8 protein-coding genes and 1 pseudogene are annotated in these 12,868 nt (G+C 39.4%); 3 read left to right on the forward strand and 6 right to left on the reverse strand.

All coding sequences use genetic code 11. The features are described 5' to 3' along the window. Positions 1 to 416, forward strand: a pseudogene (aroE, locus tag VKY50_RS08765) (shikimate dehydrogenase); the annotation flags it as partial. A 92-nt stretch (positions 417 to 508) separates the two neighbouring features. On the opposite strand, the gene katG reads toward aroE, so the two are convergent. Then, positions 509 to 2,713 (reverse strand): catalase/peroxidase HPI, encoded by a 2,205-nt coding sequence (gene katG, locus VKY50_RS08770; protein ID WP_324300954.1) that lies wholly within the window; start codon positions 2,711 to 2,713, stop codon positions 509 to 511. A 526-nt stretch (positions 2,714 to 3,239) separates the two neighbouring features. Here katG and VKY50_RS08775 point away from each other — a divergent pair. Further along, on the forward strand, positions 3,240 to 5,195 hold the full coding sequence (locus VKY50_RS08775; RefSeq protein WP_324300940.1) for a DUF349 domain-containing protein: 1,956 nt from the start codon (positions 3,240 to 3,242) through the stop codon (positions 5,193 to 5,195). Positions 5,196 to 5,328: 133 nt separating this feature from the next. Next, a complete protein-coding gene (locus tag VKY50_RS08780; protein ID WP_324300942.1) occupies positions 5,329 to 7,383 on the forward strand; it encodes a tetratricopeptide repeat-containing sensor histidine kinase in 2,055 nt (684 codons plus the stop codon). 121 nt (positions 7,384 to 7,504) lie between these two features. Here the strand turns inward: VKY50_RS08780 and VKY50_RS08785 are convergent, their stop codons facing one another. The 5 genes from VKY50_RS08785 to VKY50_RS08805 form a co-directional block, all read right to left on the reverse strand. Then, positions 7,505 to 7,765, reverse strand: coding sequence for a hypothetical protein (locus VKY50_RS08785; RefSeq protein WP_324300944.1), 261 nt, complete (start codon positions 7,763 to 7,765; stop codon positions 7,505 to 7,507). A 99-nt stretch (positions 7,766 to 7,864) separates the two neighbouring features. After that, positions 7,865 to 8,314 (reverse strand): hypothetical protein, encoded by a 450-nt coding sequence (locus VKY50_RS08790; protein ID WP_324300946.1) that lies wholly within the window; start codon positions 8,312 to 8,314, stop codon positions 7,865 to 7,867. A gap of 555 nt (positions 8,315 to 8,869) precedes the next feature. Further along, positions 8,870 to 9,901, reverse strand: coding sequence for a LacI family DNA-binding transcriptional regulator (locus VKY50_RS08795; RefSeq protein WP_324300948.1), 1,032 nt, complete (start codon positions 9,899 to 9,901; stop codon positions 8,870 to 8,872). Between the two features lie 75 nt (positions 9,902 to 9,976). Further along, positions 9,977 to 11,905 (reverse strand): glycoside hydrolase family 43 protein, encoded by a 1,929-nt coding sequence (locus tag VKY50_RS08800; RefSeq protein WP_324300950.1) that lies wholly within the window; start codon positions 11,903 to 11,905, stop codon positions 9,977 to 9,979. A gap of 5 nt (positions 11,906 to 11,910) precedes the next feature. After that, a partial coding sequence (locus tag VKY50_RS08805; RefSeq protein WP_324300952.1) for an alpha-L-arabinofuranosidase C-terminal domain-containing protein occupies positions 11,911 to 12,868 on the reverse strand: 958 nt, incomplete at its 5' end.

Here is a 12,868-nt window from a genome sequence, read left to right on the forward strand (position 1 = left end):
TCGCACCGCACCTAAAAAGTGGGCACCGAAAGGCGCTCATTCTTGGTACTGGAGGCGCGTCCAAAGCCGTAGAATTTGCGTTAAATTCATTAGGTTTAACTTGCCAAAAAGTCTCACGAACTGCCGCGGAAGATAAATGGAGCTACGAGCAGCTAAATAAAGAAATCATAGCGCAGTATAAGGTAATTGTCAATTGTACCCCCCTTGGAACCTTTCCCAATGTAGAAGACAAGCCTGCGATCCCCTACCAATACATCACCGCAGATCACCTGGTTTATGATCTTATTTACAATCCAGAAACAACCAGTTTTATGAAGCACGCCCAAGAGAAGGGCGCCACAGCGGTAAACGGTTATCAAATGCTTAAGCTTCAAGCCGAAGCAGCTTGGGAAATTTGGAATGATGACACTCGGTAATATTAGGCGTTTCTATCATTTAAAGAAGCTTCTTATAAAAAAAATCCGAAGCCTTTTACAGCTCCGGATCTTTCATAATTATGGACACTTTGTTAGATCAGTTCAAAACGATCAAGATTCATCACCTTGGTCCATGCTCGAACAAAATCATGAACAAATTTTTCTTGCGCATCATCACTACCGTACACCTCCGCTAAGGCACGAAGTTCCGAGTTCGAACCAAAGATCAAATCTGCTCGTGTAGCGGTGTACTTAAGTTCACCTGTGGTACGATCACGCCCCTCAAAAAGTTCTTCATCCTCAGAGATCGGTTCCCAAACCGTTCTCATACTAAGTAAGTTAACAAAGAAATCATTGGTTAGGGTCTCTGGTCGATCGGTAAAGATTCCATGCTTAGAACCATCATAATTGGTATTCAATGCGCGCATTCCACCCACTAGTACCGTTAGCTCAGGAGCGGTCAAAGTAAGCAACTGCGCTTTGTCGATAAGCAATTCTTCTGTGGAAACTTTAAATTTCGTTCTTCGATAGTTTCTAAACCCATCAGCAGCAGGTCTTAGGTATTCAAACTGAACGATATCCGTTTGATCCTGAGAAGCATCCATGCGTCCTGGGGTGAATTCCACCTGCACATCATACCCCGCTTTTTTAGCAGCAATTTCAACACCAACACTACCCCCTAAGACAATAAGGTCGGCCAAAGAGACTTTTTTACCAGATCTTTGGGAGGCGTTGAATTCTTTTTGGATGTTCTCCAAGACATTCAACACCTTGCTAAGTTGCGCTGGATTGTTCACTTCCCAATCTTTCATAGGAGCTAATCGAATTCTAGCACCATTGGCTCCACCGCGTTTATCTGATCCTCGGAAACTCGAAGCAGAAGCCCAAGCGGTAGACACAAGCTCAGGTATGGTCAGACCAGATTCTGCAATTTTTTGTTTTAAGGCATCCACATCAGCCTGCTCCACTAAGGGATGATCCACCGCTGGAATCGGATCTTGCCAAATCAATTCTTCCTTAGGAATTTCAGGACCTAAATAACGGCTTGTTGGTCCCATATCACGGTGGGTTAACTTAAACCACGCACGCGCAAAGGCATCGGCGAACTCATCAGGGTTCTCGTAAAAATGTCTTGAAATTTTACCGTACTCAGGATCCATTCGCAAAGAAAGATCTGTAGTAAGCATCGTTGGCCGGTGTTTTTTATTAGGATCGTGGGCATCAGGCGTGTTTTCTTCTGCATCTCTTGCAATCCATTGTCTAGCTCCAGCTGGACTGATATGTGGATCCCACTCATATTCGAACAAGTTTCTAAAGAAGCTATTATCCCACTGGGTAGGGGTTTGTGTCCAGGTAACTTCAGGCCCACCACCAATGGCGTGTGCGCCTACTCCAGTTCCAAAACTATTCTTCCAGCCAAGTCCTTGTTGCTCTATAGGAGCTGCCTCTGGCTCTGGCCCTACATATTCTTTCGGTGATGCAGCACCATGGGTTTTTCCGAAGGTATGCCCTCCAGCTATCAGCGCTACCGTTTCATAATCATCCATAGCCATCCTTCCGAAAGTTTCTCTAATATCCACCGCCGCAGCAAGTGGATCCCAGTTTCCATCGGGCCCTTCAGGATCAACATAGATAAGTCCCATTACGACCGCCGCTAGAGGATCTTCCAAATCCCTTTTCCCCGTATAACGCTCCGAGGTTAACCAGGTCTTTTCAGATCCCCAGTACACGTCCTCTGCGGGCTCCCATACATCCACACGACCAGCAGCAAAACCAAAGGTTTTAAAGCCCATAGATTCCAATGCCACATTTCCGCAAAGTATAATTAAATCCCCCCAGGAAATTTTTCTACCATACTTTTGCTTCACTGGCCAAAGCAGTCGTCTTGCCCTATCTAAAAGTACATTATCAGGCCAACTATTCAGTGGAGCAAATCGTTGTTGAGCCGTCCCGGAACCTCCTCTACCATCACCTACTCTATAGGTTCCAGCACTGTGCCATGCCATACGAACAAACAGTCCCCCATAGTGACCAAAATCCGCTGGCCACCAATCTTGAGAATCCGTCATCAACGCTCTTAAATCTTGTTTTAAAGCTTCAAAGTCTAGGCTTTCAAATTCTTTTTTATAATCAAAATCCGCCTCCATTGGATTGGAAAGCGATGAATTTTGACGAAGTATGTTCATGCGAAGTTTGTTAGGCCACCAGTGGCTACTGCCGGTTCCGCCTCCGCCAGTTTGGTTTAAATTACCACTTAAAAAAGGACAAGATCCATTGGATTTATCCTTGCCAGTCATGTTCTCCATTATACGTTCAAATTAAATTATACATTATTTAAAACACGGCTAATATCCGATTCTTATAAGTTAACAAACTATAATGTTAATCTATATAATTTATTAAATCATAGATTTACCTAATAACCCCCATTTAGAAACTCCTTATTTTTTTTACTTAATTGATTTAAAAAGACCTTTGTAAAATACGTACTTTTTTACAAAATTCATAACCAACAAGTGATATCGCAATAAAAAATACAATCCAACACCCGATCCCTTTCAATTATTCTAAAAAGGACAAACATCGGTGAGAAATCACCAAGAATAAGCCAAAAATGCCACTTGGTAGAGGAGCGTATAAAGAGTGAATTTAACTTTTAAAAATTCTTCGACAGTGCGGCGCAAATCCCTCTAGTATAACCATCAAATAGGCTCCAATTTAGATTCGAAATATTTCACACTTCCTAACAAAACACTTGGCTAATTTCATACTTGTTAGTATCTTTCAACATCAAAGCATTGATGAACCATAAACATTTAGAGAATGTTAGACGAAAAAAATGATAACCTGCACGATGCAGATGGAGAGAAAAACCAAGAAACCACAGTAGAATCAACATCGCAGCCACAAGAAACCCAGCAGGATTTGACGGGGAATGACAAGGAGGATGCACAAGATCCGTCTAAGGCGGATGCGCAAGAGGATGATGCCCATACTGAAATTGACCAATCCAACGCAGAAGATGCCGAGGATGAGGGCAATAAAGATCGTCATGATATTCCACTGTTGGATTATCATGCCATGAGTATGGAAAAGCTTGTGGAGGAGCTCGATAAATTAGTTAGCAAACAGCGCGTTCAAGCAATAAAAACCCATGTTGAACAGATCAAGTCAGAGTTCGACCTAAAGTATCAAGACCTATACGAACAAAAGAAAGATGATTTTATTGACGATGGAGGAAACGAAGTTGATTTCTATTACATCTCCCCTGCTAAAAAGAAATTTAATGAAATCTATGGTCTCTATAGAGAGAAGCGCAATCAATATTACAAAAGCCTAGAAGAGCGCTTAAATAACAATCTGGAGGTTCGCCAACAGATTATAGAAGAGTTAAAAGGGCTCATTAATGTCGAGGAAAACATCAACGACACCTATAAGCATTTTAAAAACCTGCAAGATCGCTGGAGGAATGCTGGCCCTATCCCTAGGGTTCAGTACAATGATGTTTGGCGTACGTATCACCACCATGTGGAGCGCTTCTATGACTTTCTTGATCTGAACCGAGAACTCAGAGATCTTGACTTTAAAAAGAATCTAGAAGAAAAATTAAAAATCATTGAGCAAGCCGAAGCCTTGGCTGGAATACCAGATGCCAACAAGGCCTTTAGAGAACTTCAGATCCTTCATAAGATTTGGAAGGAAGATCTAGGACCTGTTGATAGGGAACATCGGGAAAATATTTGGGACCGCTTCAGCGCTGCTACCAAAACCATTCACCAAAAGCGGCAAGAATATTTTAAAAACCAAGATGAGATTCACGAGGCGAACTTGGTGGCCAAACAAGAAATCATCCAGAAAATTAAAGACATCGCTGAACGTCCAGCCAAAAACCATGGTGGATGGCAGAAACTCATCAAAGAAATCGAAGCGCTTCGCGAGGAATTCTTCAATGCCGGCCGAGTTCCTTATAAGGACAATGAAAAAACATGGGCTGAATTCAAAGGTGCAGTACGTCAATTCAACCGCATTAAGAACGAGTATTATAAAAGTCTTAAAAAGACGCAGCATGCCAATTTAGAGAAAAAAATGGAGTTGGTAAAAATTGCTGAGCAGCATAAGGACAGTGAAGACTTCGAACAAATCACTCCTTTGATGAAAAAAATTCAAGCGGACTGGAAAAAGATCGGCCATGTTCCTAGAAAGTACTCTGATAAGATCTGGAATGAATTCAAGTCAGCTTGTAATCATTACTTTAATAGGCTTCACGAACGTAAGAATGAACACCAAAAGGAAGAGCTCGAAGCCTTTCAGAAGAAGCAGGATTTCTTGGATAGTTTAAAAAGTTATAAGTTATCCGGAGATAAAGAAAAGGATTTAACGCAAATCAAAAATTTTATCGCAGAGTGGAAATCCATTGGAAGAGTACCTAGGAATAAGAAAAATATTGAAAGTAAGTTCAATAAGATTCTCGATGGACTATTTAAAAAACTAGACCTGGGAAAACAAAAGTCAGAGCTTATCAAATATGGCAGTAAGGTTGACCAGTTAGCAAACGCCGACAATGAAAACCTCATTCAAAACGAACGCATCTTTATTCGAAGAAAAATAGATGAGGTGAAATCAGAGATCCGACAATTGGAAAACAATCTAGAATTTTTTAATGCAGATGACAACAACCCTATTGTGATGGATGTGCGCAAGAATATCGAGAAACACCATGAGGATCTCGAACTCTGGAAAGCAAAACTTAAAGAAATAAAAAATATATCACTGGATTAGTAAGGTGACACTAACGCGATTACACTATTATTAACAACTATAACTAAAACCAACTTAAAAGAATCATTATACATCTTAAAGAACTAAAAAAATAATAACATGCCGTATAATTGAGCTCTTTACACCTCCCTGAATGGTACAGAAAACCCTATCTATTTGGTTATTCTTTTTGGTTTGTATAGGTTACAGCAATGCCCAGCACAAACAATTAGATAGCCTACAAAACCTCATACAAACCTATTCCAACCTCCCTTTGGAAAAAAGGAAGGATAGCTCGTATATTGATTTGATTAACCAGTACAGTCTTGCGAATTACTATGTCGATAAGGATAGCATCTATTATTACGCCAAGGAAAGTTTAGCCCTTTCTAAATCCATTGGTTACACCAAAGGAGAAATTGAGGCGCTAATCAACATCGCCTTTTATGAAAGTGAGCTCGGCCGCCAAACCAACGCAATTCATTTGGCAGAAAAGGCACTTAAAAAGGCGGAAGAAATCCAAAGTCTTTATTACCTGTTAATCTGTTATAGCAATATTGCCACCTTTTATGAATACAGTGGGGATATTCAAAACTCGGTGGAATACAGCCTAAGAGGAATTTACCTGGCCGAGAACAAAGAAGACAAAACCCAAGCGGAAATTTCTTATTTGAGTTTGATATACGAGAATCTAGGAATCACCTATGGAATTCAAAAGGAGTACAAAAAAGCCTTGGAGTTTTTAGACAAAGCCCAGGAAATAAATATAAAGACCAACAACACTTTAGCCCAGGCGGAGACCATGAGTAACATGGCTAGTTTTCAATTAAAAACCAAAGAGTACGAGAAAGGTTTAAAAAACGTTAATGCTAGTATTCCAATTTTTGAAAAGTACGGCTATCAGGATTGGCTTGCCTATGCTTTAAAGGTCAAGGGACAACTTTATGTAGAAATCAAGGATTATGAAAAAGCATTAAACATCTTTATGCGATCGTTGGATCTCTATGAGAACATAGAGGACAAAAGAGAAAAAACCTCGCTACTAAACGGGATTGCGCGAACATACATGGGCATTAAAGAATATGATCTTGCCCAACACTACGCCGACCAGGCGCTAAAAAACGCACAGCAACTAAACTCCTTTGAAGATCTTAAAGCGTGCTCCAAAACCCTTTATTTGCTCTATAAAAAATTAGGAGAATACGACAAGGCACTGACCTATCACGAAGAATTCAAACGCTACAATGACAGCATTTTTAATTTAGAAAATTCCAAAAGCATTGCCGCAAACGAAGCACAATTGGATTTTATAGCCAAAGAGAATAAGTTAATCCTTGAAAATGAGAAAAAGCTCAACAGACAGCGTCTATGGATCTATCTGTACTCCTTTGGTGGGATGGTCCTACTTACCATATTGTTCTTCACCCAAAGAAGTAGAAAACTAGAACGAAAACTCAACAGCCTGCTAGCCAATAAAAACTTTGACTTAAAAAAAAGAGAGCGAGAACTCCAAGAACTCAATGAAACCAAAAACAAGTTCTTCTCTATTATTGCCCATGATCTACGAGCTCCTATTGCTTCTTTGAACGGATTGATAGACCTTTTAAAGGACAATCAGATCAATGCAAAGGATTTTATGCAATTTGCACCTCAGTTAAGTGAACAAGTCAAGAATATTTCATTTACCTTAAACAACCTTTTGATATGGGGGCAGGCGCAAATGAAAGGTGCAAAGTCCAAGCCAGAACCCTGTGATATCGGAAAACTAGCCCAGCAGAATGTTCAACTTCTCAGTGAGCAAGCTCAAAAGAAACACATTGTTATTCAACAAAGGATAGCGCCAAAGTCCATCGCTTATGTCGATAGGGAACAAATCAACCTGGTATTTAGAAATATCATTAACAATGCAATAAAATTTACCGAGAATAACGGTAAGATTTACATTCAAGCCAAAGAAATAGGCAACGAGTATCAAATTGAGATTAGTGATAATGGTGTGGGGATGGATCCGGAATTCATCAATGATCTAACCTCTGATAAAACTACATTTAACACCACCTATGGGACTCAAAATGAAAAAGGTACAGGATTAGGACTGAATCTCTGCAAAGAAATGATTGTCAAAAACAGGGGGAAACTTTGGATTAAATCTGAACTCGGAAAAGGCAGCACATTCTACTTTACCCTGCCAAAAGATCTAGAGGATTGATGTATTACTGGCGAAAAATCAATTAGAGTTTCGTTGATGCAGCTGCAACAAAAATTGAATTACTATTTCAAATTTTCAGTACAGTAATTCTTTATCAGATCTAATGATTCTCTGGCTATTTTTAATCCAATAGATCTACGCGATAATTTTTGTATCTGGAATTATGGCAAAGGTCATATAAATCGCTATAGCTTCTCCAGATATCTTCCGTAGTATTATACTGAACAAATCTTTTCATAATATCATGTGGAGTTCCACGACAAAATTTATGAAAAATTCGCTTATATTCATTGTAGTTTTTGAACTCCATGTATTGAGCCGCATCTTCTTTTCCAGGCATCAAATACGATCCAGGAAAAAGACTTCCTTCAAAAAATTTCAAAGAGGTATAAAATGCGGTCGTTATTTCCCAGTCTGGGAACTTCGATGATTCTTTTAAATAGTTGTGGGCTTTAGATTGTGGGATGCGTGATGGAAGGCATTATACATCTTCTGGTCCATATTTAAATATATAGCCGTCAGATGAAATGTTTTCAACCATCAAATCCTCCGAACTAGACATAAAAGAAAAAGTTAAATCTATCCTACTATTTGTACTATTTATATGCTCAGCCAATTTGTAGGACTTCCATCTTTTTTCTTTATCATAAAAATCATCCTTATTTAAGATTACTAAACATTTGAAAGTATTAAAATCTATAAACTTCAAATACATATCAAAAATATCCACCTGAATTTCTGAAAGTTTAGACCTAAGCAAGGAGGAGGAATGCGCTGCAGATTGTAATTTTTTTTTAAAATCTGTTTCTATTTCACTTCGGAAATCCTCTTTTCCTCGGAGGTATGAAGAATGTAGGAGCTCGCTTATCGAGAGTTGTTCCCCTATAATTCCGAAATCTAATAAGTTTAAGTGGTTTTTTGGATTATCCATCCTAGTAAGTAAATGTTTTTCAATAACTAAACAACATCAATCCCGATTGAAAAATGGATACAAATTTAGCTTTTTAATGTTAACATACAATACGTGGGCTATCGTCACTAAAATTAATAAATAATATCTTTAAACCAAGGACATTTAACAACTTCTTATTCTACCAAATATAAACACTACTTAAACCACCTTAATATAAACAGCTTTAAATGCTGCAAACATGATTTAAGTATCAATATTACAATGCACTCTGAAAAATGGACAACTTTTACATCACCGAATATCCTCCATTTAGTTTTTAAAAATACAACAATATCACTATAACTTAGGTAATTCCAATTACCCAAGTAAAAAATACCATACTCTTAGTAAGGTGAATTAAGAACAACCTATCTGGAAATAATTTTAGTTATAAAATCACACCGCTAATTTTAAACTTTTCCATAATACCGCTACATAGAGCAAGGGGGGACTTTATGGAAAGTTTAGATAAGCGATTAAACAAAAAGGAAGTTAATCAGGTATTTTATCTTGAAAGGTTTTTAGAATAAACATTTAATGCTTCATAGAAGAATTACGGATATGCAATACCGCGGGAAGGACAATATGTTGCGAAACCGGCTCATCATCCTTTTGCTTTATACGGTGTAAAAATAACTGAGCAGCCCGATGCCCCATCTCCAACGGAGATTGATCCACAGAGCTAATAGATGGCCTAGTATACTTGATAAATGGTTCATTTCCAAAACCAACCAGCGCCACCTGATCTGGAATAACTATACCCTGCTCCTCCAACTCTAAATAAGCACCAATGGCCGCAAAATCACTCGCCGAGAATACCGCATCAAATACAGTCCCATCCCTTAACAAACGTGCTATGGCTTTTCTACCGTTCTCAATAACACTATCGGTATGAATCACATACCTCTTTAAATCAACACGGATACCGTGATCTTTAAGTGCCGCCTTATAGCCCAAGAACCTATTCTCATAGATATCAAACTTTCGATCACCTGCAAAGTGAACAATGTTTCTACACCCTTGATCAATTAGGTGAGACGTAGCCTGATACGCCCCCTTAAAATCATCAATTACCACTGCACTGGCATCGGTAACTTCCACACATCGATCCACAAAAATAAGCGGTTTATCCTGATCCAAAACATGATTTAAATGAGCCCTGCTTTCTTCCCTGCCTATACTGCTTGAGAGAAATACCCCATCCACTTGAGCATCTAACAAGGCATGAATATTTTCCTGCTCTGCAGAAGCATCCTGACCAGTTTGACAAATAATCACATGATATCCCAAGGGCTTTAACTCTTCTTCAATACCACGAATGACGGTAGAAAAGAAACTTCTATCAATAAAAGGGACCACCACACCCACCACCATGCTATGACCAGACTTCAACGCCAAGGCAAGCTTGTTCTGCTTATAGTTCATCTGCTTGGCAGTTTCCACAATAAGCTTTTTGGTTTGAGCATTCACTCTAGGGTTATTATTCAAGGCCCTTGATACCGTAGAAGGACTTATTTTAAGCTTCCTTGAGATATCATAAATTGTTATGTGATTCTTTGACTTCATTACAAGTGAATTCGTAGATAGGTCATGCAATAATTAAAATTAAGCAAATCCTATCATACTTATTATACATACCCCTTAATTGGAAGGAATCACTCTTTTAATGGTTCCATCGAAATTAAATTCCATTTCATCCATACACACTTCCCTGTGATACCCTCCCGCACCATTAGGCATATCTACTCCACCTGGTTTAAACATACGATGATATACGATGTACCACTGGTCTGTTCCAGGCTTTTGAATCACCGAATTATGACCTGCACCATAAATCTCTTTAGAATCCTCTCTCATAATTACTATATTATCCTCAGGGATGGTAAGCTCACCCATAGGCGATTTCGAATACCCATATCGCACCTTGTAATTAGGGCTGCGCGTATCATCCTCTGCCCAAAGGAAATAATACAATCCTTTACGATAGAACACATAAATACCCTCTCTAAAAGTAGCATCAGGTGTCATGACCTTTAAGGTGTTTTTCTTTAAAGACACCATGTCCTTTTGAAGCTCCGCAGCCGCGAGATAACCGTTGCCCCAATACAAGTAACTTTTACCCGTTTTAGGATCGGTAAATACATCAGGATCAATTTCTTGCCCCCTATGAATCCCTTCAGGTTTAAAATCAATAAGCGGCTTTCCAGAGTCCACAAAAGGCCCTTTAGGATCATCCGCCACAGCCACACCAATTTTCTTGGTTCCCCCGTCCATTCCACCACTATAGTAATAGTAATATTTATAAGAATTTCGACCTTTCTTTTTCTCGATAATCGCAGGGGCCCATGAATTACCATTGGCCCAAGTAACATCCTTTTTCAAATCTAAGATCACCCTTTCCTCTTTCCAATCCACAAGATCGGTGGAAGAAAACGTTTTAAAATAATAGCCTCCCCAGCCATCAAACCCATCACTAGTTGGATACAAATAATACTTTTGGTCCTTCTTGGCATAGAGAATTTCAGGATCTGCATAAAACCCAGGGATAATCGGATTAGAAGCTGTAGGCATGTCAAAACCATCAGGGATCCCCCATTTATCTGTGAGTGCTTTTAACTCCCATCGCGTAATAGGAATCACCGTTCCGTGCCTAGGATGAAAATCCATGGATATCTCCGTGTCTATATTCTCAAACACATCTAAATCCTTGCTTTGACAGAACTGATAACTACCTTCCATGTACACATCGTACAACAGCACATAGGTATCACTATGGTTTAATTTAAAAATACAGGACCCTTCCACGGCCTCTGTGGTTTGTTGTTTATATCCTTGTTGTTCTATCCATTTTCCAGAGGTCAGCGAATTGGTGATCGCTCGTTTAATTCCATTTCCATGTCCTTCGGTTTTATAGAATAAATGATACAATCCATTCTTCTCTACAATATCCCCATCGATACAAGACTTCCCATTCTCTGGAAGAAACAACGGGGTAGGCTCGCCAACAATATCAGTAAAATCATCATTAGCATACGCATAATAAATAATATCCACACCATCACCGTGCTTCATGGACCAATATATCATATACTTACCTGCCTGTGCATCATAGATGGTCTGTGGGGCCCATACTCTTTTTAAATCCTCCTGTCCACTGTATTTCTTCTGGATGTTTACCACCGATGAAGTCCAGCTTACCAGATCCGTAGACTTTAAAAGCACCATGGCACGATTGGAGTCCCATCCCTTCGAAGAGGTCATATCGGTCATCACCATATAAAAGGTCTTTCCATCCTGCGCTCTAAGAATATGAGGATCACGTACCCCACCAGTAGAGCTGATTTTCTTAGAATCCAATACAGGCCTATTTTGATTTAAGGTTCTAAAATTATAACCATCCGTACTGATGGCATAACAAAGTGCCTCGTTTTCTACCTCATTTCCTTTAAAATACGCAAACAAGTAGGCATTAAAATCCTTTTCCTCAGGCCCCACCTTATAGGATTGTCCCCAAACAAGGCTGTTAAAGCTCAGTGCTATCCCTACCAATAACAAACATAATGTTCTCATAATAATCATAACAATTTTATCCGAATCACCTGTAGTGAGTACGGTTTAAGGTTCATAGTTTTCGAAGTATTTAAATCAACCTCACTTCGCTGAGGTGTTGCGGACTCATCATCCGGATGTCCACTTAGCGTATACATCGATGCCACCTTAGGAGCCAGCTTAAATCCACCTAGATCCAATTGGGTCTCAATACTCACAGGCAAAAGGTTCACCATTTTGATGATAAGTTCATTAGAAGATTCATCGAGCACACTAGAGACCGCTACTCTTTTCTTTACATCCCCACGGCTACTGGACAACTGCATTTGGTGATCAAAATAAAGTGTTCCGCTGTGATTTCCAAATAGCTTTTGCACATAATATCCAGGGGTTAAATGCACCTGGCTATTATCAAAATAAATCAAATCTGGATTCCATTGCGTACTCCCTTCCTTGGCCAGTAAAGGCGCATAAGAACTCATCTGGACAATATCACCATTGCGTTCTATACTAGTGAGATATAAGGCCTCACTTAAGGCGGTTTCAATATTGTTAGGACGTCCAGGAAGATGGGCAGCATATTCTCCAAGATACACCTTGGATTTACTGCGATCATAGGTATCATAAAAATCCTGATTATGGATAAACCACCCTGGAGGCTGGTAATAATGCTCATCGACCATAGGTATCTTAAGCTCATCGGCCAAGCGCCATCCTTCCTCATAATCAGAGCCACTTGAGAACGGCCCTACGGTTCCGATAATGGTAATTTCTGGGTGCGCCTTTTGAATCGCGTGATAGATCATTGTAAAGCGTTCTATAAAAACGTCCGAAATCAAATCCTCATTCCCAATACCGATGTACTTTAAATTAAATGGCTTTGGATGTCCTGCCTTTGCCCGAACGCTTCCCCACTTTGAATCAGCAGGACCATTGGCCCACTCGATCAAATCTAAAATATCTTGAATATAGGCATCCATTTCT

The sequence above is a fragment of the Galbibacter sp. genome, assembly GCF_035306585.1.
Classification (GTDB): Bacteria; Bacteroidota; Bacteroidia; order Flavobacteriales; family Flavobacteriaceae; genus Galbibacter.

Excerpts from the sequence above, each read along its gene's own strand:
- katG (WP_324300954.1), bottom strand. The coding sequence starts at position 2,713 with ATGACTGGCAAGGATAAATCCAATGGATCTTGTCCTTTTTTAAGTGGT.
- VKY50_RS08775 (WP_324300940.1), top strand. The coding sequence starts at position 3,240 with ATGTTAGACGAAAAAAATGATAACCTGCACGATGCAGATGGAGAGAAA.
- VKY50_RS08780 (WP_324300942.1), top strand. The coding sequence starts at position 5,329 with ATGGTACAGAAAACCCTATCTATTTGGTTATTCTTTTTGGTTTGTATA.
- VKY50_RS08790 (WP_324300946.1), bottom strand. The coding sequence starts at position 8,314 with ATGGATAATCCAAAAAACCACTTAAACTTATTAGATTTCGGAATTATA.
- VKY50_RS08795 (WP_324300948.1), bottom strand. The coding sequence starts at position 9,901 with ATGAAGTCAAAGAATCACATAACAATTTATGATATCTCAAGGAAGCTT.
- VKY50_RS08800 (WP_324300950.1), bottom strand. The coding sequence starts at position 11,905 with ATGAGAACATTATGTTTGTTATTGGTAGGGATAGCACTGAGCTTTAAC.